Source organism: Brachybacterium sp. ACRRE (assembly GCF_022346485.1).
GTDB classification, from domain to species: domain Bacteria; phylum Actinomycetota; class Actinomycetes; order Actinomycetales; family Dermabacteraceae; genus Brachybacterium; species Brachybacterium halotolerans.
Map to the genome: position 1 here is coordinate 1 of NZ_JAKRMO010000059.1, position 26,530 is coordinate 26,530.

Here is a 26,530-nt window from a genome sequence, read left to right on the forward strand (position 1 = left end):
CGAGGAGCTCAGGCGGTCCCCCGTCCGACGGGCGGGGCCGGGGCTCCGCCCGTCGGACGGAGCCCCGGCCCATGCTGGCAGGCGGCGCGCGCTGTCAGGCGGTGCGTGCTCTCGGGCGCGCGCCGCTCGCCGTCAGTTGAACTCGAGCGGGTGGGTGCCCACGCGGCCCGAGCCGTCGCCCTTGTCGAGAGCGTCGATCGCGGCGACCTCGTCGGCCGTGAGCTCGAAGCCGAACACGTCGAAGTTCTGCTCCATGCGCTCGCGGTGCGTGGACTTCGGGAACACGATGAAGCCGCGCTGCAGGTGCCAGCGGATGACGACCTGCGCGGGGGTGACGCCGTGCGCGGAGGCCGCATCGGCCACGGAGGACTCCTCGAACAGCGGGTACTTGCCCTGGCCCAGCGGGCCCCAGGACTCGATGTGCATCCCGTTCTTGCCGGCCCACTCGAGCACGTCGCGCTGCTGGAGCGCCGGGTGGAGCTCGATCTGGTCGACGGCCGGCACGACGCCGGTCTCCTGCACGAGGCGGTCGAGGTGCTCGGGCAGGTGGTTCGAGACGCCGACGGAGCGGGAGAGGCCCTGGTCGCGGATCTCCAGCAGCTTCTGCCAGGCGTTGACGTAGGTGTCCTTCTCGGGGGTGGGCCAGTGCGTGAGGTAGAGGTCCACGTACTCGAGCCCGAGCTTCTCGAGGCTCTCGCGGATCGCCGCGTGCGGCTCCTCGCCGGCCTGGCGGTCGTTCCACAGCTTGGTGGTCACGAACAGCTCGTCGCGCGGGATGCCGCTCTTGGCGATCGCGGCGCCCACGCCCTCCTCGTTGCCGTAGATGGCGGCGGTGTCGATGTGGCGGTAGCCGACCTCGAGGGCGCTGGTCACGGCCTTCTCGGCCTCGTCGGCCGGGACCTTGAAGACGCCGAAGCCGAGCTGAGGGATCGCGTGTCCGGAGTTGAGTTCGATCGTGGGAACAGTCATGGGCTCGAGCCTAGGAAGCCTCGATATATAAGTCCAACAGCTCGCAGCGATGCCATTCATGGCGCGGGCTGGTAGATGAGAGGATGGGCCGGGCCGCTGGCCGGGTCGGGCCGCTGGCCGGGTCGGGCCGATGGCCGGGTCGGGCCGACGGGCAGGCCGGGCCGGCGGATGTGCCGGGCCGACCCCGGCACATCGGCGATGGACACGAGGGATGCGAGGCGGAGATGGACCTGAGGCAGATGGAGTACGTGGTGGCGCTCGCCGACGAGCGGCACTTCACCCGCGCGGCCGAGCTCGCGGGGATCTCGCAGTCGGGGCTCAGCAGCGCGATCCGCGGCCTCGAGCAGGAGCTCGGCACCGCCCTGTTCGACCGCACCACCCGGAGGGTCGAGCCCACCGCCGCCGGGTTCGCGCTGCTCCCGCACGCCCGGGCGCTCCTCGAGGAGGCCGCGCGCGCTCGCGAGGCCGTGATGCGCGTCGGCCCCGCGATCAGCGGCTCCCTGCGCGTGGGCGCCGAGCAGTGTCTGGGCCTCGTGGACGTCTCCGCCCTGCTCTCGACCTTCCACCAGCGCCACCCGGGGATCGCCACCGAGTTCGCGCAGGCCGGTTCCCACGAGCTGGTGGGGGCGGTGCGCGAGGGCGAGCTCGACGTCGCCTTCGTCGCGACCGATCGGCACCTCGGCGCCTTGCGCCACACGTTCCTGGGCGGGGAGCCGCTCGTGCTCGTCGTCCCGCCGGGTCATCGCCTCGCCCGACGCGCGACCCTGCGCTGGGAGATGCTCGACGGCGCCGACTTCGTCGACTTCTCCGAGACCTGGGGCGTGCGCACCATGAACGACGACCTGCTGGCGACCCACGGCGTGCACCGCCGCGTGCGCTGCAGCGTCAACGACGTGCACACCCTGCTGGACCTCGTGACCCGCGGACTCGGCGTCGCGATCGTCCCCGCGCACGTCGCGCGGAAGCCGCAGGCGGCCACGCTGGTGACCCGCGAGCTCCCGGGCGCCGCCCAGCCCAGCTGGTCCGTGAGCGCCATCTGCCCGCTCGCCCCGGCGGCCGACGCCCCGTCGGCGCTCCTGCTCGAGCTCCTCGGGGAGACGCCGACCTGCGAGGACGAGCCCCGCACGGACGAGACCTGCATGGACGCGCCTTGCGAGGACGAGCCGCGCGACATCGCCCCCGCCCTCGAGCGGGGTGTCCCGGTCACTGCGTGAGGGTCGCGGAGAAGGTCCTGCGGTACTCGGCGGGCGAGGTGCCCAGCGCGCGCCGGAAATGCAGCCGCAGGTTCGCCCCCGTGCCGAGGCCCGCGCGCGAGGCGATCTGATCGATCGGCAGGTCGCTGTCCTCGAGCAGGCGACGCGCCAGGTCCACCCGGGCGCCCAGGATCCAGCGATGCGGAGGGCGCCCGGTCTCCTCCACGAAGCGGCGCTCGAAGGTCCGACGGGACATCCGGGCGCGGTCGGCCATCTGCTGGGTGGTGAGGTCGTTCCCGAGATGCGCGAGCGCCCACGTCCTCACCTCCTCGAGCTCCTCTCCTCCCGCGACGGGCATCCAGCCGGTGGGCTGGTACTGCGCCTGGCCGCCGGCACGGCGGGGTGAGGCCACCAGGCGCCGCGCGATCTCGTTGGCCGTCCGGGGCCCCAGGTCCTTGCGCACGATGTAGAGGCACAGATCGAGGCCGGCCGCGACCCCGGCCGAGGTGAGCACGCTGCCCTCGTCGACGAACAGCACGTTCGGGTCCACGTCCACCTCAGGGTGGGTCCTCGCGAGCTGCGCCGCCGCGTCCCAGTGGGTCGTCGCGCGCCGCCCGCTCAGCAGGCCGGCGTCGGCCAGCGCGAACGCGCCGTAGCAGATCGACACCAGGCGTGCCCCGCGCGCGTGGGCCGCCACCAGTGCCTCGCGCACGGGCGCGGGGACCGGACGATCCGGGGGCGAATAGCCCGGGACGACGATCGTGTCGGCGCTCGCGAGGGCTTCCAGCCCCTGCTCCACCTGGTACGAGAGTCCGGAGGCCGCCGGCACCGCGCCGGGGTGCTCCGCGCAGATGCTCAGCGCGTACGGGACGCCCGGGCGGTCGATGAAGACCTGCAGCGGGATCCCGACGTCGAGGGGCAGCGCTCCGGGCATCACGAGCACGGCGACCTCGTGCCGGGTCCGGAGGTCCGACGGCTCATGAGCACTCATGGCGTAATCCTTGCACAGGGCGGCATCTCTGCCACTGTCGGCGCGGGCGTCGGCCTTCGCAGGATGGGATCCGTCGGCCGCCGACGAAGAGCGCAGGCGCCGACGAGAACCCGAGAAGCGCACCGAGAGGACCCTGATCACCGTGCCGTCGATGTCCCGATGGGCCGCCTGCTGCGTGTCCGTGCTCGCCTTCCTGGCGGCGATGGCCGCCGCGGGGGCGCCGAGCGTCCTGCTGAGCTACGACCAGAGGGCCTGGGGGTTCTCGGACAGCGCGCTCACGGGCGCCTTCGCCGTCTATGCGCTGACCCTCCTCGTCGCGCTGCTGACCTGCGGATCGCTCTCGGACCACCTCGGGCGCCGCCCGGTGGCGGTGGGCTCCCTGCTGCTCACGGCGGTGGCGCTGATCCTCTTCCTGCGTGCGGACACCATCGGGGGCCTCGTCCTCGCGCGGGCCGTGCAGGGCGCGGCGATCGGCGTCGCGACCGCCGCGCTGAGCGCGTCGATCGTGGAGCTCGCGCCCGACCGGCACCGGCGGCTCGCGCAGACGGCGGTCAGCCTGACCACCGCCGGCGGACTCGGTATCGGCGTGGTGGTGGCGGGGATCGCGATCGACGCGGCGCCCGCCCCTAACGCGGCCCTGTTCGGCATCGCGCTCGCCGTCGTCCTCGCCTCCGCCGTGCTCCTGCTGTTCTCGCCGGAGACCGTCACGCCCCGCCCCGGCGCCGCGGCATCGCTGGTCCCGCGGATCCGCATCCCCGGGGCGGTGCGCGGTCGCTTCCTCCGGCTCGCGCCCGGGCTCGTCGCGATCTGGATGTCCGCGGGACTGATCCTGGGCCTCGGAGGATCCCTCGCCAGCAGCGTCCTGCATCTGGGGGTCGGGCTGCCCTCGGCGCTGATCGTCGCGACGCAGCCGCTCGTCGCCACGCTCTGCACGCTCGTGCTCGCCCCGCGCATCGGGCCTCGCGCGCTCGTGCCCTGCGGGTACGGCGCGGTGATGCTCGGCGTCCTGGCCGAGTGCGCCTCCTTCGCCTCGGGCAGCGCGGCCCTGGTGATCGCGGGGGCGCTCGTCACCGGCGTGGGCTACGGGGCGGTCTTCTCCGCGACCCTTCGCCTCCTGCTCCCCGAGGTGCGGCCCCACGAGCGCGGCGGGTTCTTCGCGGCCTTCTACATCGTCGGCTACCTCGCCTACGGCGCCTCGGCCCTCTGCGCGGGACTGCTCAGCGACCTCATCGGGCTCGGCGCCGCCGGCGTGGTCTACGCCGTGGCGACCGTCGCCGTCGCCGCCCTGGCCCTGTGCGCCTGGCTCGTCCCGGGACGCCGCGCCCCGCACCGCAGGCCGCCCGCGGAGCAGCCCGTCCCCGCGCCCCGATGAGTCCGCCGGCACCGGCCATCCGGATCACCCGCCGTATCCGCACCACCGCATCCGCACCGCCGCATCCGCACCACCACGTCCGGCCCGCGCCGTCTCCGCCGAGGAGGCGGGCGCCCCGGGAGAGGAAGCACCGCACCATGGCAACGACACCGCCCGCACTCCGCTTCACGACCCTCCTGTTCCCGCAGGTCACGCAGCTGGATCTCACCGGTCCCGTGCAGGTCTTCGCGGGCCTGCCGGGCGCCGTCGTGGACCTCGCGTGGCATCGGCACGAGCCCGTCCCCACCGACGCCGGCTTCTCCCTGCTCCCCACCGTCGCCTTCGAGGAGGCGGAGCAGGCCGACGTCCTCATGATCCCCGGCGGGCAGGGCGCCTTCGACACCCTCGAGGACCCCGTCGCGCTCGACTTCGTGCGGCACCAGGCTGCGGGCGCGCGCTTCGTGACGAGCGTGTGCACCGGCGCGTTCGTGCTCGGGGCGATCGGCCTCCTCCAGGGCCGACGCGCCACGACCCACTGGGCGGTGCACCCGCTGCTGCGCCACCTGGGCGCGATCCCCGTGCGCGAGCGCGTGGTGCGGGACGGCGATCTGCTCACCGGGGGAGGGGTGACCAGCGGGATCGACTTCGCGCTGACCCTCGCCGCGGAGATCTATGGGGCCGACGTCGCCCAGGGCGTCCAGCTCGCCATGGAGTACGACCCGCAGCCGCCGTTCGACGCCGGATCACCCGCAGCGCCGGACGCCGACCCCGCGCACGTCGAGGCGGTCATGCGCAGCGCCCGGCACAGCCGCGAGCCCCTCGTGCTGCGCGCGGCGGAGAGGCTCGCATCCTGATCCGAGGCAGCGGGCGCACCCGGACCGTCGCCCGGGACGGCCTGGGACGGCCCGGGACGGCCCCGGACGGCTCGGGGCGATGACCTGCCCCCGGGCTAGGGTGAACGTGTGACCACGGCCGATCCCGCGCAGCCCCCATCCATCCCCGAACGCCCTGCGCAGCCACCCCGTCGGCCCCGTGGCTTCATCACCGTCGCGATCGCGGCGATCACGATGATCGGCCCGTTCACGATCGACTCCGTCTTCCCCGCCTTCACCCGCATCGGCGCCGAGTTCGGCGAGTCCGAGGGCGCGCTGCAGCAGCTGGTCTCCGCCTACCTCGCGGCGTTCGCGGTGATGTCGATCTTCCACGGCCCGCTGTCCGACGCGCTGGGCCGCCGGCGCGTCATGCTCGCCGGACTCACGATCTACGTGCTCGCGATGTTCGCCTGCGTGCTCGCCCCTTCCTTCGGCAGCCTCGTGCTGCTGCGGGTCATGCAGGGCATGAGCGCCGGCGCGGCGACGATCATCTCCCGCGTCATGGTGCGCGACCTCTATTCCGGTGCTCAGGCGCAGCGACTGATGGCGCAGGTCATGGCCATCTTCTCGATCGCGCCCGCGCTCGCCCCGGTGATCGGCGGCTGGCTCCTGCTGCTCGGGGACTGGCGCTGGGTGTTCGGCGGGATCGGGATCTACGGGCTGCTCGCGATCGTGCTCACGATCCTGCTGCCCGAGACCCTCCCGCCCGAGCGGCGCTCACCGCTGCGGATCGGCTCCCTGCTCGGCTCGCTCGTGCACGTGGGCGCCTCGGCCCTCATGGTCCGCATCGCCTTCGCCACGGCCTTCGGCTTCGCCGCCCAGTTCCTGTTCATCGCGTCGGCGCAGATCATCGTGGTGCGCCTGCTGGGGCTCGGCGAGCAGGACTTCTGGGTGCTGTTCGTGCCGCTGATCATCGGCATGTTCACCGGCGCCCAGGCCGTCGGCCGACTCGCCGACCGCCTTCCGCGCACGCGCATGATCACCATCGGCTACCTGGCGACGCTCGGCGCGACCGCCCTGAACCTGCTGCTCGTGGCGCTCGCCCCCGCGCCCGACGGCACGATCTCGCCCGCGCTGATCCCCGTGCTCGTCGGCCCGATGCTGATCGGCTTCACCGTCTCCCTGATCTTCGCGCCCATCCAGCTCGAGATCATGGACCTCTTCCCGCACGCCCGCGGCGCCGCCGCCTCGCTGGGCACCTTCTCCTCGCTCGTGCTGAACGCGCTGCTCGCGGGGGTCGTGGCACCGCTGGTGACGGGCTCCCTGGTCACCCTCGCGGCGACCGCGCTGGCGTTCGTCTGCGCCGGGACCGTGCTGTGGCTGTGGCACCTGTGGGCCACGGGCGGGCGCGGCGCCGAGGTCGTCGAGGACGGCGAGGTCGTGGCCTAGCGCCGCACCCGATCCGCCGAGCCCCTGATCAGGTCGCGGGCCCGGAGGGCCGACGGAGGGCGGCGAGGACGCTCGGCGCCACGGCGGAGCCGGCGCCGACCAGGCAGAGCAGACCGCCGAGCGCCGCCAGTGGCGGCGGGGTCTCGCCGAGCACGATCCAGGCCATCGCCACCGTGATCCCCGGGACGATGAGCGAGGAGGAGCTGAGCACCCCGGCCGGGGTGCTGGTCAGCGCGTACCCCCACAGCAGGAACGCGCACGCGGTGGGGAAGACGCCCATGTAGACCACCGTGACGATCGAGGCGGCCGACGCCTCCGCGAGCTCCCCGATCAGCGCCGGTGCGAACGGGAGGCAGGCGAGGAACCCGGCGACGATGCCCACCACCGTCATCGAGGTCGAGTCGACCTGCGGGAGCAGCGTCTTCTGCGCCAGCACGCTTCCGGCGTACAGCAGGGCGGCCAGCAGCCCCAGCAGCAGACCGGCGCCGGAGACCCGGCCGCTCGAGGTGGCCACCGTGATCAGGGCGATGCCCCCGAAGGCGACCAGGATCCCCGCCACCAGATGCACGGGCAGGCCCTCGCCCAGCAGCAGTCCCGAGGCCACGGCGACGATGAGCGGCGCGACGTTTACCAGCATCGCGGCCGTCGCCGCGTCGATGAGGAGCTCGGCCGCGTTCAGCACGATCGTGTACGCGGCGAACCAGGCGACGCCCCACCCGATCACGCCCAGCCACAGCCGCGGGCTCCGCGGCATGCGCACGCGACCGATGAGGGCGAGCGGGAGCAGCACCACGGCGGCGGATCCGGTGCGCAGCAGGGACATCGCACCGGGGGAGAAGTCCGCGCCGCCGGCCCGGATCACGACGAACGAGGACGCCCACATGATCATCACCAGCAGGGCCGCGAGCCACGGCAGGGCGGGATGCGACGCACGGGGCGGGACCGAGGACGGCGCCTGGGAAGGCATCGAGGGAGGCGCGGAGGACACTGCCGGGGAAGGCGCCGGAGAGGGCCCGGGGGGGGGATGCGCGGCCGAGGGATCGGGCATGGGCCCATGATCCGGCAGCGGCGGAGGCGGCGCCAGCGGGATCCGGACACCGATGCGCAGGGCCCGCTGGAGGGCTCGGCGCAGGGCTCGGCGCAGGGCCCGCTGCAGGGCTCGGCGCAGGGCCGGGGCCGACGGGAACCTGCCGCCTCTTGACCCCGCTCGATAGGCGTGCCCACCATGAGACAGGGCGCGGGACAACGACGTCGGACGCGCCTGCGGGGAGGCGAGGAGGCCACCATGTCCAGCAATCGGGCAGTCGCGTACAAGGGAGCCGGGAAGGTCGAGGTCGTCGACATCGACTACCCCGACTACGAGCTCAAGGACGGGCCGGGGGTGAACCCCGCGAACATCGGCCGGAAGCTGCCCCACGGGGCGATCCTGAAGGTCGTCACCACCAACATCTGCGGCTCGGACCAGCACATGGTCCGCGGCCGCACCACCGCCCCCGAGGGGCTGGTGCTGGGGCACGAGATCACCGGCGAGGTGATCGACGTGGGCCCCGGCGTCGAGTTCATCAAGACCGGCGATCTGGTCTCGGTGCCGTTCAACATCTCCTGCGGGAGGTGCGTGAACTGCAAGATCGGGCGCACCGAGATCTGCCTGAACGTGAACCCCGACCGCCCCGGCAGCGCCTACGGGTACGTCGACATGGGCGGCTGGGTCGGAGGGCAGGCCGAGTACGTGCTCGTGCCCTACGCCGACTGGAACCTGCTGAAGTTCCCCGACAGGGACCAGGCCCTCGAGAAGATCCTGGACCTGACCATGCTCTCGGACATCTTCCCGACCGGTTACCACGGAGCCGTCACCGCGGGCGTCGGACCCGGCAGCTCGGTGTACATCGCGGGCGCGGGGCCGGTGGGCCTGGCCGCCGCCGTCGGCGCGCAGCTCCTCGGGGCGGCCGTCGTCATCGTCGCCGACATGCAGGAGGACCGCCTGGCGGCGGCCCGCGCCTTCGGCTGCGAGACGATCAACGTCGCCGAGCAGGACCCCCGCGAGCAGATCGCCAGCATCCTCGGCCGCGAGGAGGTCGACTGCGGCGTCGACGCCGTGGGCTTCGAGGCCAAGGGCCACGGGCACGACGCGAAGGAGGCGCCCGCGACCGTGCTCAACACGCTCATGGATGTCACCAAGGCCGGCGGCGCCCTCGGCATCCCCGGGCTCTACGTCACCGGCGACCCCGGCGGCGTGGACGAGGCGGCCAAGGAGGGGTCGCTCTCCCTGCGCCTCGGCCTGGGCTGGGCGAAGGCGCTCGGGTTCATGACCGGGCAGTGCCCCGTCATGCGCTACCACCGCCAGCTCATGGAGGCGATCCTGCACGACCGCGTGCACATCGCCGACGCCGTGAACGCCACCGTGATCTCGCTCGACGACGCCCCGCGCGGCTACGCCGAGTTCGACAAGGGAGCCGCGAAGAAGTTCGTCATCGACCCCCACGGGACGACGGGACTCGCGACGGCGAGCTGATCCGCTGATCGGGTCCGGGTCCGGGTCCGGGTCCGGGCCCTGGGGCTCGGGCCCGGTCAGCGCACGGTGGGGGAGAGCTCCCTGCCCAGGTAGAGGGTGGCCGCGCCGATCGCGCCCACGTCGTCGCCGAAGGCGGAGGAGCTGATGGTGACGCCGCGGCGCCCGCCGCTGCCCAGCAGCGCGCGCTCGAGCACCTGCGACATGGCGAACGGCTCGAGCGCGCGCCAGTATGGACCGCCGATGATCACGCGGTGCGGGTCATGGATCCCGATCAGGGTGCGCAGCGCCTCGCCGAGCGCGGTGCCGTGCTCCTGCGCGATCCGCGCGGCCAGCCGGTCGCCCGACGTCGCCGCCGCGAGCAGGGCCTCCAGGCGCTCGCCGTCGGCCTCGAGGGACGCGGAGGAGAGCTCGTCCTGCGCGGCATCGACCCGGCGCAGCATCGCGTGCACGTCCGTGAAGATCGAGAGGCAGGCGCGCCGGCCGCAGCCGCACACGGGGCCCTCCAGCCCCGTCGGCAGATGCCCGATCTCCCCGGCCTGCGTGGTCGACCCGCGCTGGACGCGGCCCGCGCTCGAGACCGCCGAGCCGACGCCCGCGCTCACGTAGACGTACAGCAGCGTCTGCTCGCTCAGACGCTCGCTCGCCCAGATCTCCGCCGCGAGCGCCGCGTTCGTGTCCTTGTCCAGGAGGACCGTGCGCCCCGTGGCCCGCGAGAGCATCTCCACGAGCGGGGTGTCCCACCAGTCCGGCATCCAGGGCGGGTCCACGAGCACACCGCGCCGCCAGTCCAGCCCGCCGGGGGCCGCGACGCCGACGCCCAGCAGTGCCTCGCGCGCGCTCTGGCCGCCGGGCGTGCGCCAGCCGTCCTCGTACATCGTCGCGAGCAGCTCCTCGAGGCCCTCTGCGATCCGCGCCACCCCCGCATCGGGGTCGGGGCCCGGGGGCCCGAGAGCCTTCTCCGCGACGACGTTCGCCCCCAGATCGACGATGACCAGGGTGATCCCCGTGGGATCCAGATGCACGCCGGCCGCGAGCAGCGACGACGGCACGACGCGCAGCACGGTGCGCGGCTTCCCGCGGCCCGCGGAGAGCGTGCCGTCGGTCTCGACGAGACCGCGCTCCATGAGCCGACGGGTGATGAGGCTGACCGCCTGCCGGGAGAGGCCGCTGCGGCGCACCACCTCGGACTGCGAGCTGCCCTCGGGTGCACTGCGGATCGCATCGAGCACGACGAGCTCGTTCTTGGCGCCGATGTCCGGCATGGATGATCCGCGCACGAGTGCTCCTTCCACCGCGGGGCGAGCCCCGTTGCCTTTAGTCCAACAGTGTGAGTAATGTACGTCACCGAGAGGCGCGGGATAGCTCGCGATGCGGAATGGACCGCATCGACACGGTGCTCGATCCCCGCCGACGAACCCCGGTCTCCGCAGCCAGCGGGGCCGACCCCCGGGCCTCACGACATCGCCGTCCGGCCCGCTTCCCGACCAGATTCCCCATCCCATCGTTCCCGCTCCGACTCCCACGTGAGCAGAGCCCCCGACGCGCCGGAGACGGCCCGCCGAGACCGAGGAAGGAACCACGATGAGTGTCACCGACACCGTCGGCCCACCGGCCGGCCCCGCGAGCGCCTCAGGCGCCTTGGGCAGTGCGGCGCCCGCCCCTCCCGCACGCCGCAAGCGCGGCATGAATGCGGGCCAGCGTCGAAAGCTGCGCACCGGCCTGCTGTTCATCTCCCCCTGGATCATCGGGGTCGTCATCTTCATCATCTACCCGGTCGCGTACTCGATCGCTCTGAGCTTCACGCGGTACTCGGGGATGGAGGCGCCCACGTGGGTGGGCGTTCAGAACTACGTCACGGCCTTCACCGACCCGATGGTCGGCAAGGCGGCGTCGAACACGATCTTCTATGCGATCATCGCCGTTCCGCTGGGACTGATCATCGCTCTGGCGCTCGCGATCGCGATGAACCAGAACGTGCGCGAGGTCGCCTGGTACAGGACGATCTTCTACGCGCCCTCGCTGATCCCGGCGTTCGCGATGTCCTTCATCTTCATCGTGTTCCTGAATCCCCAGTTCGGCGTGTTCAACCAGGTCCTCAAGATCTTCGGGGGCGCGAACGTCAACCTCCTGGGTGATCCCACCGGGGTGAAGATCGCGATCATCCTGATGGCACAGCTGGGTGCGGGCAACGCGGCCCTCATCTTCCTCGCCGGTCTGCGCAACATCCCGAAGACGATCTACGAGGCGGCCCGAGTGGACGGCGCCAGCCCCCTGCGCCAGTTCTTCTCGATCACGTTCCCGCTGCTCTCCCCGGTTCTGCTGTTCAACCTGATCACCGGCATCTCGGGATCCCTGCAGGTGTTCACCGAGGCATTCATCGTCACCAACGGCACGGGCGATCCCGACGCGGGCGCGCTGTTCTACATGATGTACCTCTACAAGAACGCCTTCGGCTTCGCCGAGCTCGGATACGCATCCGCACTCGCGGTGATCCTGTTCCTCGTGGGGCTGGCCCTGGCCCTGCTCGTCTACTGGCTCTCGCGCCGGTTCGTGAACTACGACGTGGAGGCCGGCTGATGAGCACCATGATCCAGACACCCCCGGAGAACATCGTCCCCGGGCGCAAGAAGGCCAACGCCGAGCAGTACAACCGCCGTGCCGACGGCACCAAGCGCTCCTGGCACTCGACGCTCATCGCGCGCATCGTGATGATCATCCTCAGCATCCTGTTCCTGATGCCGCTCTACTGGATGATCGTCTCCGCGCTCAAGTCCGACCAGGAGCTCGCGAAGTTCCCGCCCACGCTGTTCCCGCACAACGTCGAGTTCGGGAACTTCGTCAAGGCCGTCACCGCGATGCCGTTCCTGCAGTTCTTCGCGAACTCCGCGATCATCACCATCTCGGTGGTGCTGCTGTCGGTGATCTCGAACTTCATCATCGCGTACGGGTTCGCGTGCATCGACTGGCCGGGCCGCGACAAGCTCTTCTACGTCGTCATCGCGACGCTGTTCCTGCCGTTCCCCGTCACCCTGATCCCGATGTTCGACATGTGGGCCCGACTGGGGCTGGTGAACACGCTGTTCCCGTTGATATTGCCGGCCATGTTCGGCAGTGCGTTCTACGTGTTCCTGCTGAGACAGTTCCTCAAACAGATCCCTCAGCCCATGCTCGATGCCGCCCGGGTGGACGGCGCGAGCGAATGGACGATCCTGTGGAGGATCGCGTTCCCCACCGCGATGCCGGCGCTGACCACCGTCGCGATCTTCTCGGCAGTCGGCTCGTGGAACGACTTCATGGGTCCGCTGATCTACCTGCAGGACCAGAAGGTCCAGACGCTCTCGATCGGTCTGCAGACGTTCCGCTCCGTCAACGCGCAGGACGTCTCCTTCAACCAGCTGATGGCCGCCAGCTTCCTGGTGATCCTGCCTCTGCTGCTCCTGTTCTTCATCTTCCAGCGGTACTTCATCCGCGGCATCACGATCGGAGGCTTCAAGTGATCTCCAGACGATCCTTCCTGGCCGGAGCCACGGCCGCCGGTGCCGCCGTCGGACTGGGCGCCTGCGCCTCGGCACCTGCCGCGGGACCGAACGTGGTCAGCTACTGGGGCCTCGGTGCGGCCGACGTCGACAAGGACAACCAGGTCATCGACGCCTTCAAGAAGACCGACGCGGGCAAGAACGCGGAGATCTACGTCGACCAGGTGCCGTCGAGCGGCGTCGCGGACATGAGCCAGATCATCACCGCGGTGCGCGGCGGGACAGCTCCCGACGTGTGGTGGATGGACCGATTCAACGCGGTGCAGAACGCCTCGATCGGCCTGCTCGAGCCCATCGACGGCCTCATCGAGAAGTACGAGGACGTCTCGCCCGAGGAGTTCAAGTCCCAGTGGATCCAGTTCGCCATCGACGAGCTGACCTACGACGACCAGCTGTACGGGCTGCCGGCCACGACCGACGCCCGCGGACTCCTGTACAACAAGGACGTCCTCAAGGATGCGGGGGTCGACCTCGATCTGTTCGACTGGAAGAAGCACGTCATCACGTGGGACGAGCTCGGCGAGGCCTGCGAGAAGATCGTGGACATCGACAAGCGCGGCAACTACAAGCGCTTCGGCTTCGCTCCCTGGCTCTCCGAGGGATGGCCATACACGTGGGGCTTCGGGCTCGACGCCCAGGCCTACGACAACGAGACCGCCACCGTCACCCTCGATTCCCCGCAGTGGGAGTCGGTGTACCAGCTCTATGCGGACTGGGCCGAGCAGTATCCCTACGCCTCGGTCGACGCCTTCTTCGCGACCTACCAGCCGCCGAACGCGCCGCCCACGCAGACGGCGATGTTCAGCGGCCGCCTGGGCGTGGACACCTCGGGGCCCTGGCAGATCAGCGGCAACGAGAAGTACGCCCCCGATCTTCCCCTGGACTTCACCTATCTGCCGGTCGCGAAGGAAGGGGACCCCACCTACACCTGGTCGGGCGGGCAGTGCCTGGTCATCCCCAAGGGCGCCAACATCACGAAGACCCTCTGGGAGTTCATGAAGTTCTATGCGGGCTTCGAGGGGCAGAGCATCGTCGTCCCCCAGTTCGGGAACCTGCCCACGAGCATCAAGGCCATCCAGGAGAAGAAGTACAACGCCAAGGCAGAGCTGTTCCGCACGATGCTCCCGAACTCCACCTCGCGCCCGCCGCTGCCGGTGGGGTCGGCCATGTGGGACACGCTCACGCGCACCAAGAGCTCGGTCGCCCTGGGCTCCTCGACCCCGAAGCAGGCCGTGGAGTCCAACCAGCAGATGATCGCGCCCAAGATGGAGCTCTTCCCCGACTACAAGATGCCCGAGACCTACGGCAAACCCAGCCCCGTCCCCGGCAGCTGACCGGGGCCGCATCCCGGGCCGACGAGCGCAGCCCGGGATGCGCCCCGCTTCTTTCCCCTGCCATGCCGATGCCCGGCCCCGCCCGGTCACGGATGCACCCCGCCTTCGGACTCGCACCACCTTCGGAAGGGAGGCCCGATGCTCGACCGACGACAGCTCCTCACCGGTGCCGGCGCAGTCCTCGCGGCAGGGCTGGGCGCGACGTCGTGCGCGGGCAGCGGACCGACCGGCCCGCGCACCGTCCGCTACTGGGGGATGGGCGCCGCGGACAAGGACAAGGACGAAGCGGCGCGCGATGCCTTCCTGGCCACCGACGCGGGCGCGGGAGCACAGGTCAGCATCGACCAGGTGCCTTCCAGCGGTGCGGCCGACATGAGTCAGATCATCACCGCGGTGAGGGGCGGGACCGCGCCGGACGTGTGGTGGATGGACCGCTTCAACGCGGTGCAGAACGCCTCCATCGGTCTGCTCGAGCCCGTGGACACCCTCATCGAGAAGTTCGAGGACGTCTCCCCGGAGGAGTTCAAGTCCCAGTGGATCCAGTTCGCCATCGACGAGCTGACCTACGACGGGAAGCTCTACGGGCTGCCCACATCGACGGACGCCCGCGGCCTGCTCTTCAACGAGAACGTGCTGAAGGATTCGGGAGTCGACCTCGACATGTTCGACCCCGAGCAGCACGTCCTCACCTGGGACGAGCTGCGGGATGCCGCGCGGAAGATCACCCACCAGGACTCCCGCGGGAACTACGACCGCCTCGGATTCGCGCCCTGGGCCGACCAGGGCATGCCCTACACCTGGGCGTTCGGCCTGGACGCGCAGGTCTACGACAACGAGACCGGTCAGGTGGTGCTCGACTCCCAGCAGTGGAAGTCCGTGTTCGACCTCTATGCGGACTGGGCCGAGGAGTTCCCCTACTCCCGGGTCGACGCCTTCTTCGCGACCTATCAGCCGCCCAACGCGCCGCCCACCCAGAATGCTGTCTTCGGCGAGCACCTGGCGATCACCACGGGAGGGCCATGGCAGATCTCCGGGAACAAGAAGTACGCCCCGAAGCTGCCCCTGAAATGGACCTGGCTGCCGGTCGCGAAGGACGGCGACCCCACGTACACGTGGTCCGGCGGCTTCTCGCTGGTCCTGCCCAAGGGATCGAACATGTCCCGCACCACCTGGGAGTTCATGAAGCACTTCACGGGCTTCGCGGGACAGTCGATCGTCGTCCCGAAGCTCGGCAGTCTGCCCACGCACCTGCGGGCGATCACCGAGAAGAAGTACGACCCCGACGCCGAGCTGTTCCGCCAGATGCTGCCGAACTCCACCTCGCGGCCGCCGATCCCGGTCGGCTCCGCCGCGTCCGACACGCTCGACCGCGCGAAGACGTCAGTCGCCATCGGCTCCAAGACCCCTCAGCAGGCCGTCGACGAGAACCAGGCGATGGTCGTCCCGAAGATGGACCTCTTCCCCGATTACAAGATGCCCGACACCTATGGGAAGCCCCAGCAGATCCCCGATGGAGAGAAGTGAACACCGGCCCGTCGGCCGCTCTCTTCGAACCGGACCACAGACCCCCGGCCCCGTCGGCCGGTCAGGAAAGCACCAACCCCACGAGACGGAAGCAGGAATCTTCTCCATGACCTCCCCCTCCACCGCGGCAGCGCCCCTGCGCATCGCCGTGCTCTCCGCCTGGCACGTGCACGCCGAGGAGTACGGTCGGGCGGCGATCGAGCACCCGGACACGGAGCTCGTCGCCGTCTGGGACGACGACACCGCGCGCGGCCAGGAGCTCGCTGAGCGCCTGGGTGTGCCCTTCGAGGCCGACCTGGACGCCCTGCTGGCCCGCGAGGACCTCGACGGCGTCACCAACACCACCGCCACCACCGTGCACGACGAGATCCTCGGCAAGGTCATCGCCGCGGGCAAGCACGTGTTCACCGAGAAGCTGCTCTCGCCGAGCGTGGAGGGCTGCGACGCCCTCATCGACGCGGCCGGCGAGGCGGGCGTGGCGCTCACCGTGTCCCTGCCCCGGCTCTCCCACGGCTCCACCGTGGCCCTGCGGAAGATCCTCGAGGACGGCACCCTGGGCCGCATCACCTACGCGCGCGTGCGGCTCGCGCACGACGGCTCGACCCGCGACTGGCTGCCCGCACGCTTCTACGACCCGGCCGAGGCCATCGGCGGCGCGTTCTCCGACCTCGCCGCCCACCCCGTCTACCTCACCCAGCTGATCCTGGGGGAGGACGCCTCGAGCGTCCGCTCGAGCTATACGGACATCACCGGGCGCGGCGTCGAGGACAACGCCTCGGTCACGATCACCACGCCCGACGGCGCCATCGGCGTCATCGAGACCGGCTTCGTGACCCCTGCCAGCGGCTTCACCATCGAGGTCCACGGCACCGAGGGCTCGCTGCTCTACGGCTTCGGCGGCGAGACGATGCTGCTGACCACCCGTGAGGGCACCACCGAGGTCGAGGTCCCCAGCGACATCGACGCGCCGTTCTGGCAGTGGGTCCAGGCGATCCGCACCGGCGAGCCGACGCTCGAGAACCTCGCCCGGGCCCGCGCCCTCACCGCCCTGGTCGTCGCCGCGAACGCCGACGCCGGGATCTGACCGGGCAGCAGGCACGGTCCGCCGAACCCTGCACCCGCTGCAGGACCCGCCCCACCCCACCCCTGACATATCCCTGACATCCGCTCACGAAGGAGCACCACCCATGACCGTCACCCTTCCCGTCCGCATCGGCCTCATCGGCGGCGGCGGCATCGCCAACGCCCACCTCAAGGGCTACTCCACGATCCCCGACCGCGCGCGCGTGGTCGCGATCGCCGACGCGAACCCCGAGACCCTCGCGCTGCGCACCGAGGAGATCGGAGCCAAGGGCTACTCGGACTTCACCGAGCTCGTGCAGGACCCCGACGTCGACGCCGTCGACATCTGCCTGCCGCACCACCTGCACAAGCCCGCGATCGTCGCGGCGGCGGGCGCCGGCAAGCACATCCTGTGCGAGAAGCCCCTGTGCCTCACCGCCGAGGAGGCCGCCGAGGTCCGCGCGGCCGTCGACGCCGCCGGCGTCACCCTCATGTGCGCGCACAACCAGCTGTTCATGCCGGCCGTCGCCAAGGCCAAGGAGGTCATCGACTCCGGTGCCCTGGGCGATGTCTACGAGGTGCGCACCACCGACTCGTTCTTCAACGACTTCGACCCGGAGAACATGGGGTGGCGCGCCCACACCGCCACCAGCGGCGGCGGCGAGTACATCGACACGGGCTACCACCCGACCTACCTGCTCATGCACCTCTCGGGCGGTCGTCCGAAGCAGGTCTTCTCGATGATGTCGACCCACCGCCTGAAGTTCATGGAGGGCGAGGACTCGGCACAGGTCCTGGTGCGCTTCGACAACGGCAGCGTGGGCCAGCTCGTCACCTCCTGGGCCTACCAGGCGGCGCCCGGCACCGACCGCTTCTCCGTGGTCGGCGAGAAGGGCTCGCTGAGCTCCGACGGCTCGACCCTGCGCGTGAAGCTGCGTGCGGAGGACGAGGAGCAGGTGTTCGCGGCCGAGCCCATCGACACCTTCGCCGCGGAGATCGCCGACTTCGTGACCTGCCTGGAGACCGGCAAGCGTCCGCTCAACACCGAGGAGGAGGGCATCGCCGTGCTCGGCATCATCCTCGCCGCCTACGAGAGCGCCCGCACCGGCGCCGCCGCGGAGGTCATGAGCGCCTGAGCCCCTCGGGCTGAGAACAGGCACCCGCCGCTCCACGGCGGATCAGAGGGAGGTCGGGCGTCGCACAGCGTGCGTCACCCGGCCTCCCTCTGCGTCCCGTGACCGATGGGGGATCCGCTGGATCCGCTGGATCAGCGGCCGCTCACACCCGCACGACGCCCCGGAGCTCGTCAGGCGCGCACGACACGAAGGTGCAAGGGCAACGCGTCGTCGAGGGCGGTGATCCGCGGGTCGGTGATCATCGCCCCGTCGACCGTGGGCAGCGCGAGATAGCCACGGCGGATGTGCACGTCCAGTGCGCCCGTGTCCGACCCGTCGGAGGGCGCATCCGTTGGCAGGGTGTCCATCCGCCATCGACGCGGGTGCGCCCGCAGCTCCCTCGTCACCTCACGCGTGACGGGGTCGGCGAGGAGCGCGGCCCACAGCTCGCCGTCGGTCATCTGGGCCAGGTCCGCCGTGTCGAATGACGCTCCCGCGTCGAGAGCGGTGGTGACCAGGTGCTTCAGCACGGCGATGGGGACGACGTTGGAGGGCGCGCGCTGGTGGCGGGCCTCCGCGACGATGAGGTCCACGAGCTCGTCGGCCGTCTGCTCGTCGGTGTCCACGGCGCCGTCGATCAGGCGCATCCGCCCGAGCATCTCGCGTGGGGATGTGGTGGTGCGTCCGTGCACCTGGCCGCTGCGCAGGAACGAGTCGAGGTGGTCGAGCTTGAGGGCGCCGTAGGCGTTGGTCAGGGGAGAGGGGCGCTCGCCCTCGTCGATCGCGATGATCTCCTCGGCCTCCACGCCGTGCCGCCGCAGCACCGGATCGAGCTCGGCGACCCGCTCGCGGCCGATCGTGTGATGGTCGAGCCCACCGAGTCCCTCGAGGGTGTGGCTGAAGGGCAGATGCCCGATGTCGTGCAGGAGTGCCGTCGCACGAGCCGCGCGATCATCCGGCGCGAAGTGCGCCGTGAGCGCGAGGACCCCCAGGGAGTGCTCGATGCGCGAATAGCTTTGGGTGGTGGTGAACGAGGCGATGCCGGCGTGGGCGACGAAGGCCAGGCGCCGCACCCACCAGGTGTCCAGCAGCTCGAGCTCCAGCGGGGTCAGCTCGACCTCGAGGCGCCAGACGGGATCGAACCAGCGTCCGTCCAGCCCCAGGGTGTCGGCGTCGATCCCGCGCACGTCGTGTCCTTCCGTCATCGTCGCCATCGGCCGACGGCTCCGGCTCGTCAGTCTTGCGCAGCGGACCGGCTCACCGCTGCAGATCGCCCCGAGGCACTCGATCGCGGTCGTAGGTGATCTCCGTGTAGCCGTGCGGCGCGGGCCGCCCGTCCTCGTCGACGTTGACGAACACGAGCTCGTCGATCGTGAGGATGCTCTGCTGGGTGAACAGGTTCCGGGCCTCGGCGCGCATCGTCAGGGAGGTGCGCCCGAATTTGGTCGCGACCAGGCCGATCTCGACGATGTCGCCCTCGCGGGCCGAGGAGACGAACACGATCTCCGACATATATTTCGTGACCACGCGCTGGTGGCCCAGCTGGATGATCGCGTAGACGGCCGCCTCCTCGTCGATCCAGCGCAGCAGGCTGCCGCCGAAGAGAGTGGCGTTGGCGTTGAGGTCCTCGGGGCGCACCCACTTGCGGGTGCGGAAGGACATGACCGGCTCGGACGGGGAAGTCTCCATGTCTGGACATCGTAGAGATCGCCGCACGCCCTCATGAAGCCTGTGTGGCGCAGCCTGTACTGGGCGGCGCTGGACGGCGCTGGACGGCGCTGGACGGCGCAGCCGGTGCCGGGGCAGGCGGCACGGCGGGACGCAGGATGGCAGGATCGAGCGCATGGTCAGTGAGGACCGCGAAGTCGGCGAGGACGGCGAAGGCCGCGAGGACCGCGAAGACAGCGAAGGTCGCGAAGCCGGTGGGGATGGGAGACACGGGGCCGGGCGCCTGTGCTGGGACGTCGACGTCGCGATCCGGCGCGGGGCCGAGCCCCCGGCCTCGGCCCCGGCTCCTGCGCGGGCGCGGATGCTCGTCCTCTCGCCCGACGACTCGGCGATCGTGATGGTCCTGCGCACTCGACCCGGCCGCGAGCCCTACGCCGTGCTCCCCGGCGGCGGCCTCGAACCGGGCGACGCCGATCCGCTGGGCGGCGCACTGCGCGAGCTCACCGAGGAGACAGGACTGCGAGGCGCCGACGTGGAGCTCGTGACCAGCAAGGTCGTCGTCGAGGGTGAGCAGTGGATCTTCCTCGGCCGCGCCCGCCACCGGCTCCCTCTGCGCCTGGGATGGCCCGAGACGGATCGTGACGCCGAGGTCCACGGCACCTACGAGCCCGTGTGGCTGAGCCCGCGCGCTGCGCTCGAGCAGCTTGGTGGAGGGGTGCATCCGCGCTGGATCACGGGGATGATCGCTGGAGGACGCTGAACCGCGAGGAGGCGGCATGCGCATCACCGGCCATCCATACCGAGAGAGCGACGACGGCGCACCGCGCCCGACCCGCCGGACTGCGGCAGCGTTCTCGCTCTTCGCGTTCGGAGGGCTCGTCGCCTGCACCGATACCGGGACGTCACCGCAGGGGAGCGAGTCCGAGGACCGTGCGACCGACAGCAGCGGATCTTCGTCGGCCGGAGTCGGATCGCCATCGGACGAGGGCGGACCCTCGTCGCGCAGCGCCGAGGACGTCGAGGTCCTCGCCGAGGGCCTCGAGGCGCCCTGGTCCATCGCGTTCCACGGGCAGACTCCGCTGATCAGCGAGCGCGACAGCGCCCGCATCCTCGAACGGGCACCGGACGGGTCCCTGCGCACCGTCGCGACGATCCCCGGCGTCGCCCCGCAGGGCGAAGCCGGACTGCTGGGCATCGCCGTGCGCGACGGAGCGCTGTTCGCGCACTCCACCTCCGCGGACGGCAACCGGATCCAGCGCTTCGAGATCACGGGCGCACCCGGTTCGCTGGGACTCGGCGAGGCGACGACCCTGTTCGACGGGATCCCGTCGGCCGCGAACCACAACGGTGGGCGCCTCGCCTTCGGGCCGGACGGGAAGCTCTACGCGACGGCCGGCGACGCCGGGGACAGGGACGCCGCGCAGGGCGTGGACGCGCTCGCCGGGAAGATCCTGCGGCTCGAGCCCGACGGGTCCGTGCCCAGGGACAACCCCTTCCCGGCCTCGCCCGTGTTCAGTTTCGGGCATCGCAACCCGCAGGGCATCGCCTGGGACGAGGACGGCACGATGTACGCGAGCGAGTTCGGTCAGGACACCTGGGACGAGCTCAACGTCATCGAGGCCGGGAAGAACTTCGGGTGGCCCACGGCCGAGGGCATCGCCCACGAGGACGGCCTCGTCGACCCCCAGCAGCAGTGGCACCCCTCGGACGCCAGCCCGAGCGGCATCGCGATCTCGCACGGCACGATCCACATCGCCGCCCTGCGCGGCGAGCGCCTCATCGACGTCCCCCTGAACGACCTCTCGACCTCGACGCCGCGACTGGTCGGTGCCCACGGTCGGCTGCGCGACGCCGTCATCGCCCCCGACGGCTCCCTGTGGGTGCTCACGAACAACACCGACGGGCGCGGCTCGCCCTCCGACGGGGACGACCGCCTGCTGCGGGTGCGGACGGGGTGAGGCGCCGGGCTCTCGCGGAGTGGCCGAGGGTGGGGGGGCCGACGCGCAAGGGCGCGGCTCGGGATGAGTCGGGACGCTCCTGGCCGGAAGCTCGGTCTCCAGCGGGGGCGTGCACTTCGCCTAGTCATACGTCGGGTCACGACGAATAGAGCACGCGACCCGACCTATGACTACGCGTGGTGCACGGGGCCCCGGAGCATCCAGCGCAGCGCATCGGGGAGCACCACCCCGCCGTGGTTCGGGCTGTGCCCGCCGTCGCCGAGCTCGATCCGCAGGTCGTAGCCGGCCTCCGCGAGGGATGCCGCGGTGCGCAGGTTCTCGGCGAGCCAGTTCATGTGCGGCTGATCGTGGTTCAGGTCCCGCTGGCCGATCTGCAGGAAGAAGCGCAGTGGTCGCGGGGGAGTCGACGCGATCAGTGCCGGATAGGGGTTGCCCTCCGGCATCTGCGCGAAGCTCGAGAGGCAGCAGATCGCGCCGCCGAACGCGTCGGGCCTGTGCCAGGCGGCCGTGAAGGAGCAGTCGCCGCCGCTGCTGCCGCCGCACAGGATCGTGCGACGAGGGTCGTCGAGGATCGTCCTGCGCGTCCTCACCTGGGGGAGCACCTCCTCGAGGAGGAAGCGGGCGTAGGTGTCGTCGGCCGCGTCGTACTCGAGGTTGCGCTGCCTGGGCGCAGGCTCCGCACCCTGCTCCGAGCCGGGGTTTGCGCTGGTGTGCCGTGTGCCGGGCTCGACGAAGACGCCGATGGTCGGCGGGATGGCACCGGAGGCGGTCAGGTTGTCCAGGACGATGCCGCCGCGCACCTCGCCCTCGGGGTCGAGGTACCAGCCGCCGTCCTGGAAGACGACCACACCGGTGGGGTCACCGGGGGCGATGCCCGGGGGCGTGTGGATCCAGATCCGTCGGTGAGTGCCGGGGAACAGTGTGCTGTCCTCGAGCGCGATCTCCTCGGTCGTGCCGGGGGACACGCCCGGGGCGCGCGCGGAATCGGGCCCGTGCGCGTAGACGACATCCTCGAGATCGAGGGGCAGGGCGCGGAACGGGACGATCGTGCTCACGCGGCTGACGCTAGGGCGCAGGGCACGAGCCGGCAACGCATTTCCCGGGCGGTCGAGTCTCAAGCCGGGCGTCCTGACCATGTGCTCTCGCCGGTGTGAAGGGCGGAACCAGCGTTCGTGCGCACCGGCCGGAAGCTCGGTCTCCAGCGGGGGCGTGCACTTCGCGTAGTCATACGTCGGGTCACGACGAATAGAGCACGCGACCCGACCTATGACTACGCGTGGTGCACGGGGTCTGTCGAGACCGTGCGGTCGAAGTGGTCGGGAGGACGGAAGGCCAGATCTCAGGCTCGCTTCGCCCGCAGGTCCGGCCCGGTCCGATCCGTCAGATCGCGCCCTGCGCCTCGGTGCCGGAGGGCAGCGGAGTCATGCGGGTGACCAGGGTGGGCTTCTCGATGAGCTCGGCGATGTCCCCGTTGAGGATGCCGACGGCCTCGCCCGCGCCATGGGTGTCGAGGTCCTGGACGGTCGTCCACTTCTCGATCATGGTGATGGTGCCGTCCTCGGCGTCGTGGATCGAGTAGAGCTCGCAGCCGGGCTCCTCGTGGACGGCGGCGATGCCGCGCTGCATGGCCTGCACGAGCTCCTGCTTCTTCCCGGCCTGGGGGTAGAACACGGCGGTGACGATGACGGTCATCGGGACAGCTCCTTCGCGTCGGTCCGGCGGCCTCCCGCCGGTGGCCCGAACGTATCAATCCAGCTCAGCGGCATCGAGCGCACCCCAGGATGTGGACCGTGCGATGCTGGGACAACCACTGGGCGGACCTCTCGCGCCAGATCGCACCGAGCAGAGCCGCCCGGTCCTGCAGGCCGCCGAGCACCCGGCCCGCGCTGCGTCGGAGGAGACCACGATGAGCACCCTGGACGACGTCCGCCGCCTCGCGACCGCCCTGCCCCAGGTCGAGGAGTCGACCTCCTACGGCTCCCCGGCCTTCCGCGTGGCCGGGAAGGTGTTCGCGACCGTCCGCGGCCCGCGCCGCGCCGAGATCGTGGACCGGCTCGTCGTCCCCGACGCCGAGATCCTCGTTGCCTGGTGCCATGACGTCGGCGAGCGCGAGGCGCTCATCGCCGCCCGCCCCGACCGCTTCTTCACCACCGACCACTACCGCGACCACCCGAGCGTGCTGGTCCGCCTGGAGACCGTCGAGGACGAGGACCTCCGCGAACTGCTCGAGGACGCCTGGGACACGCGCGCCCCGCAGTCCCTGCACCCGGGGGAGTGAATTGGCCCCAGCCTCGCGCGCCCCTCCCGCCTCTCGCGCCCCTCCCGCCTCTCGCGGTCCGAGAACCGCCCTCGCCATTCCCGGCGGCCCGTCGTTGGATGGTTACGCTGGCCGATGGCCCCGCGGCCGCACATCATCCCCGACAGCGATGGAGCATCCGGACATGAGCACACGGCGGAACCAGGGATCCACGAGCGCCGGATCCGCGCAGGCCCTCGACGCCTTCGCCCAGATCATGGGGTCCTCGCACGTGCTCACCTCGAAGCGCGCGACCGCCCCCTACGCCACCGGCGACCGCTTCGGCTCCGGCGACGTCCTGGCCGTGCTGCGACCGGGCTCCCTCGTGGACATGTGGCGCGCCCTCCAGGTGTGCGTCGACCACGACCTCATCGTCATCACCCAGGCGGCCAACACCGGCCTGACCGGCGGCTCCGGCCCAGGGGACCAGGATTACGACCGCGACATCGTCATCATCTCGACGCTGCGGATCGACCAGATCCATCTCATCAACGACGCCCGCGAGGCGATCTGCCTGGCCGGCGCCACTCTCTTCGAGCTCGAGGAGACCCTCGCCGAGCACGGACGCGAGCCGCACTCGGTGATCGGGTCGAGCTCGATCGGCGCGTCCGTCGTCGGCGGGATCGCGAACAACTCCGGAGGCAGCCAGATCCGCAAGGGCCCCGCGTTCACCGAGCACGCGCTGTTCGCCCGGGTCGACGAGGACGGCACGATCCACCTGGTCAACCACCTGGGCATCGATCTCGGCACCGATCCCACGCACATCCTCGACAAGGTCCAGCGCGGCGACTGGGATCCGGCCGACGTGACCCCTCCGCCGGATGACTCGACCGGTACCGACTACGCCGACCACGTCCGCGAGATCGTCGACACCCCCGCCCGGTACAACGCGAACCCGAAGTTCCTGTTCGAGGCCTCGGGCTGCGCCGGCAAGCTCATGGTGTTCGCGGTGCGCACCCGCACGTTCCCGCTCGAGAAGGACAAGGCGACCTTCTACATCGGCACCGACCGCCCCTCCGATCTGGAGGCGCTGCGCCGCGCGTTCCTCGCCTCCGACGGTCCGCTGCCGATCTCGGGGGAGTACATGAGCTCCCACGCCTTCGACCTCGCCGCCGAGTACGGCAAGGACACCTACGTCTCCCTGAAGCACGCCGGAAGCCGCACCCTGGTGCGCATGTTCGCCCTCAAGAGCTGGGCGAACGGAGTCTTCGAGAAGCTCCCCGGCTTCGGGCCCTCGGTCGCCGACGAGATCTCCCAGAAGCTCTTCGGCCTGATCCCCGAGAAGCTCCCGAAGCGCCTGCTCGACTTCCGTGACCGCTTCGAGCATCACCTGCTGCTCGTCGTCAGCGGCAGCGAGCGCGAGACCACGCAGCGCCTGCTCGCCGACTTCTTCGCCGCGCCCGACCACGAGGGCGAGTTCTTCGAGTGCGACGCCGACGAGGCCCAGAGCGCCACCCTCATCCGTTTCGGCGTGGCCAGCGCCGCAGGCCGATACTTCACGATGCACCGCGAGGAGGCGTCGGCCATGGTCACCTTCGACGTCGCGCTGCGCCGGGACGACGAGGACTGGCTCGAGGTGCTCCCCGCGGAGATCGCCGACCAGCTGCTGGAGAGCGTCTACTTCGGGCACTTCTTCTGCCACGTGATGCACCAGGACCATGTGGCGAAGGCGGGCGTGGACCCCGTCGCCCTCAAGAAGCGCATGAGGACGCTGCTCGAGGACCGAGGCGCCGCCGTCCCCGCCGAGCACAACTACGGGCGCATCTACCCCGCGCCCGAGCCGATGGTCGAGCACTTCCGAGAGATGGACCCGCGCAACATGTTCAACGCGGGCGTCGGCGAGACCACGGCGCACAGGGACTGGGAGCCGGCCCCCGCCCAGGGCTGATGGCCCGCGTCGCTCACCCCTGCTCGATCGCGGCCAGGTGCTCGGGCCGCACCGCGTCGACGTGCGGTGCCGCCTCCTCGTGGTGCTCGACCCAGCGCGCCACGTACGGGCACACGGGCACGATCCGCCGCCCCTCGCGCACCGTCTGCTCGAGGGCCGTGCGGGTGAGGGTCGAGGCGAGCCCCCGGCCCTCGTACTCGTCGAAGACGACGGTGTGGAAGAAGATGCGCTGCGGGGAGTCGGCGCCGTCGACGTCGCGGTACTTCGAGAATCCGGCGTGGTGCTCGCCGACGAAGACGTCGAACCGGCGCTTCTCGGGGTTGTCGCGGATGAAGGCGCGATCGGGCGTGCCGTCGGCCTCCGCCTCGGGTGCCTCAGGTGCCCCAGGCGTCTCGGGTGCCTCGGGGGTCCCGGGGTTCTCGGGGGTCGGGTTCTCGCTCATCGGGGGTCTCCTTCATGCGGATCTGCGGATGTGTGCGGCCGACGGCGCGGCCTGATGCGTGCGTGCGGGAGCGTCGGCGCCGGCAGGGCGGCGGGCGTGCCCTCGGGGAACGGTCCGAAGCGGCGGTCGTCGTCCGACGGGGTCGCAGTCGGGCCTGCCGCATCCCCGTCCCCCCGTCCGATCTCGTGCTGCCACTGGGAGCGGAACGCGGCGATCTCCTCGTGGGTGCGGCCCACGAAGTTCCACCACATGACGATCTCCTCGGCGAAGGGCGGGCCGCCGATGAGGATCAGGCGCGCCGGCTCGGGACCGGCCTCGATGGTCAGGGCATCGGCGCCGTCGGGGACATGCGCGAGGTGATCGGCGGCGAGGTCGACGGCGGCGTCGCCGCCCGCCCCCGCCCTGTCCCGATCCACCCCCCGCGCCCCCC

At 71.0% G+C, this 26,530-nt stretch carries 25 protein-coding genes; 15 read left to right on the forward strand and 10 right to left on the reverse strand.

The genetic code is table 11. From position 1 onward, the window contains the following. Positions 1-132: 132 nt before the first annotated feature. Positions 133-969, reverse strand: a complete 837-nt coding sequence (locus MHY49_RS15055; protein ID WP_239205458.1) for an aldo/keto reductase — start codon at positions 967-969, stop codon at positions 133-135. 224 nt (positions 970-1,193) lie between these two features. Between MHY49_RS15055 and MHY49_RS15060 the strand changes: the two genes are divergently transcribed. Beyond that, positions 1,194-2,183 carry a LysR family transcriptional regulator gene (locus MHY49_RS15060; protein ID WP_239205460.1) on the forward strand — a complete coding sequence of 330 codons (990 nt, stop codon included), beginning with the start codon at positions 1,194-1,196 and terminating at the stop codon, positions 2,181-2,183. Here MHY49_RS15060 and MHY49_RS15065 read toward each other — a convergent pair. Continuing rightward, positions 2,173-3,153, reverse strand: a complete 981-nt coding sequence (locus MHY49_RS15065) for a GlxA family transcriptional regulator (RefSeq protein WP_239205462.1) — start codon at positions 3,151-3,153, stop codon at positions 2,173-2,175. The two genes, MHY49_RS15060 and MHY49_RS15065, sit on opposite strands and share 11 nt — an antisense overlap. Positions 3,154-3,304: 151 nt before the next feature. On the opposite strand from MHY49_RS15065, the gene MHY49_RS15070 reads away from it, so the two are divergent. The 3 genes from MHY49_RS15070 (at position 3,305) to MHY49_RS15080 (ending at position 6,765) form a co-directional block, all read left to right on the forward strand. Beyond that, entirely contained in the window at positions 3,305-4,525 is a 1,221-nt protein-coding gene (locus MHY49_RS15070; RefSeq protein ID WP_239205464.1) for an MFS transporter, read from the forward strand. A gap of 137 nt (positions 4,526-4,662) precedes the next feature. After that, positions 4,663-5,358, forward strand: a complete 696-nt coding sequence (locus MHY49_RS15075; protein WP_239205466.1) for a DJ-1/PfpI family protein — start codon at positions 4,663-4,665, stop codon at positions 5,356-5,358. Positions 5,359-5,466: 108 nt separating this feature from the next. Then, positions 5,467-6,765, forward strand: coding sequence for an MFS transporter (locus MHY49_RS15080; protein ID WP_239205468.1), 1,299 nt, complete (start codon positions 5,467-5,469; stop codon positions 6,763-6,765). Positions 6,766-6,793: 28 nt separating this feature from the next. Here the strand turns inward: MHY49_RS15080 and MHY49_RS15085 are convergent, their stop codons facing one another. Further along, entirely contained in the window at positions 6,794-7,732 is a 939-nt protein-coding gene (locus tag MHY49_RS15085; RefSeq protein ID WP_239205470.1) for a DMT family transporter, read from the reverse strand. Positions 7,733-8,050: 318 nt separating this feature from the next. On the opposite strand from MHY49_RS15085, the gene fdhA reads away from it, so the two are divergent. Further along, positions 8,051-9,277 carry a formaldehyde dehydrogenase, glutathione-independent gene (fdhA, locus tag MHY49_RS15090; RefSeq protein WP_228356821.1) on the forward strand — a complete coding sequence of 409 codons (1,227 nt, stop codon included), beginning with the start codon at positions 8,051-8,053 and terminating at the stop codon, positions 9,275-9,277. A gap of 56 nt (positions 9,278-9,333) precedes the next feature. Here the strand turns inward: fdhA and MHY49_RS15095 are convergent, their stop codons facing one another. Continuing rightward, positions 9,334-10,554 (reverse strand): ROK family transcriptional regulator, encoded by a 1,221-nt coding sequence (locus MHY49_RS15095; RefSeq protein ID WP_239205472.1) that lies wholly within the window; start codon positions 10,552-10,554, stop codon positions 9,334-9,336. A 304-nt stretch (positions 10,555-10,858) separates the two neighbouring features. Here MHY49_RS15095 and MHY49_RS15100 point away from each other — a divergent pair, with 304 nt between their 5' ends. From MHY49_RS15100 to MHY49_RS15125, 6 genes are all read left to right on the forward strand, one after another. After that, positions 10,859-11,854, forward strand: a complete 996-nt coding sequence (locus MHY49_RS15100) for a carbohydrate ABC transporter permease (RefSeq protein ID WP_239205474.1) — start codon at positions 10,859-10,861, stop codon at positions 11,852-11,854. Continuing rightward, the gene (locus tag MHY49_RS15105; RefSeq protein ID WP_239205476.1) at positions 11,854-12,774 is read left to right on the forward strand and encodes a carbohydrate ABC transporter permease; all 921 of its coding nucleotides are present in this window, start codon (positions 11,854-11,856) and stop codon (positions 12,772-12,774) included. The genes MHY49_RS15100 and MHY49_RS15105 overlap by 1 nt, the downstream gene beginning before the upstream one ends. Then, positions 12,771-14,147, forward strand: coding sequence for an extracellular solute-binding protein (locus MHY49_RS15110; RefSeq protein ID WP_239205478.1), 1,377 nt, complete (start codon positions 12,771-12,773; stop codon positions 14,145-14,147). Before MHY49_RS15105 ends, MHY49_RS15110 begins: the two co-directional genes overlap by 4 nt. 138 nt (positions 14,148-14,285) lie before the next feature. After that, positions 14,286-15,671 carry an extracellular solute-binding protein gene (locus MHY49_RS15115; RefSeq protein WP_239205480.1) on the forward strand — a complete coding sequence of 462 codons (1,386 nt, stop codon included), beginning with the start codon at positions 14,286-14,288 and terminating at the stop codon, positions 15,669-15,671. 106 nt (positions 15,672-15,777) lie between these two features. Continuing rightward, positions 15,778-16,755, forward strand: coding sequence for a Gfo/Idh/MocA family protein (locus MHY49_RS15120; protein WP_239205482.1), 978 nt, complete (start codon positions 15,778-15,780; stop codon positions 16,753-16,755). Positions 16,756-16,858: 103 nt separating this feature from the next. Then, positions 16,859-17,869, forward strand: coding sequence for a Gfo/Idh/MocA family protein (locus MHY49_RS15125; protein WP_239205484.1), 1,011 nt, complete (start codon positions 16,859-16,861; stop codon positions 17,867-17,869). Positions 17,870-18,039: 170 nt separating this feature from the next. Here the strand turns inward: MHY49_RS15125 and MHY49_RS15130 are convergent, their stop codons facing one another. Both MHY49_RS15130 and MHY49_RS15135 read right to left on the reverse strand, forming a co-directional pair. Continuing rightward, positions 18,040-19,053, reverse strand: coding sequence for an HD domain-containing protein (locus tag MHY49_RS15130; protein ID WP_239205486.1), 1,014 nt, complete (start codon positions 19,051-19,053; stop codon positions 18,040-18,042). A 52-nt stretch (positions 19,054-19,105) separates the two neighbouring features. Next, a complete protein-coding gene (locus MHY49_RS15135) occupies positions 19,106-19,537 on the reverse strand; it encodes an acyl-CoA thioesterase (protein WP_228356830.1) in 432 nt (143 codons plus the stop codon). 154 nt (positions 19,538-19,691) lie between these two features. Here MHY49_RS15135 and MHY49_RS15140 point away from each other — a divergent pair, with 154 nt between their 5' ends. Both MHY49_RS15140 and MHY49_RS15145 read left to right on the forward strand, forming a co-directional pair. After that, the gene (locus MHY49_RS15140; RefSeq protein ID WP_239205488.1) at positions 19,692-20,276 is read left to right on the forward strand and encodes an NUDIX domain-containing protein; all 585 of its coding nucleotides are present in this window, start codon (positions 19,692-19,694) and stop codon (positions 20,274-20,276) included. A gap of 16 nt (positions 20,277-20,292) precedes the next feature. Next, the gene (locus MHY49_RS15145) at positions 20,293-21,474 is read left to right on the forward strand and encodes a sorbosone dehydrogenase family protein (RefSeq protein WP_239205490.1); all 1,182 of its coding nucleotides are present in this window, start codon (positions 20,293-20,295) and stop codon (positions 21,472-21,474) included. Positions 21,475-21,644: 170 nt separating this feature from the next. Here MHY49_RS15145 and MHY49_RS15150 read toward each other — a convergent pair whose 3' ends face one another. Further along, positions 21,645-22,529, reverse strand: coding sequence for an alpha/beta hydrolase-fold protein (locus MHY49_RS15150; protein WP_239205492.1), 885 nt, complete (start codon positions 22,527-22,529; stop codon positions 21,645-21,647). Positions 22,530-22,854: 325 nt separating this feature from the next. Then, positions 22,855-23,166 (reverse strand): putative quinol monooxygenase, encoded by a 312-nt coding sequence (locus MHY49_RS15155; protein ID WP_200503816.1) that lies wholly within the window; start codon positions 23,164-23,166, stop codon positions 22,855-22,857. A 214-nt stretch (positions 23,167-23,380) separates the two neighbouring features. Between MHY49_RS15155 and MHY49_RS15160 the strand changes: the two genes are divergently transcribed. Both MHY49_RS15160 and dld read left to right on the forward strand, forming a co-directional pair. Then, the gene (locus MHY49_RS15160; RefSeq protein ID WP_239205494.1) at positions 23,381-23,752 is read left to right on the forward strand and encodes an MmcQ/YjbR family DNA-binding protein; all 372 of its coding nucleotides are present in this window, start codon (positions 23,381-23,383) and stop codon (positions 23,750-23,752) included. Between the two features lie 163 nt (positions 23,753-23,915). Further along, on the forward strand, positions 23,916-25,658 hold the full coding sequence (dld, locus tag MHY49_RS15165; protein WP_239205496.1) for a D-lactate dehydrogenase: 1,743 nt from the start codon (positions 23,916-23,918) through the stop codon (positions 25,656-25,658). Between the two features lie 13 nt (positions 25,659-25,671). On the opposite strand, the gene MHY49_RS15170 is transcribed toward dld, so the two are convergent. After that, positions 25,672-26,100 carry a GNAT family N-acetyltransferase gene (locus tag MHY49_RS15170; protein WP_239205498.1) on the reverse strand — a complete coding sequence of 143 codons (429 nt, stop codon included), beginning with the start codon at positions 26,098-26,100 and terminating at the stop codon, positions 25,672-25,674. After that, the coding region (locus MHY49_RS15175; protein WP_304502683.1) for a pirin-like C-terminal cupin domain-containing protein at positions 26,097-26,530 on the reverse strand (434 nt) is incomplete at its 5' end. The genes MHY49_RS15170 and MHY49_RS15175, both read right to left, overlap by 4 nt.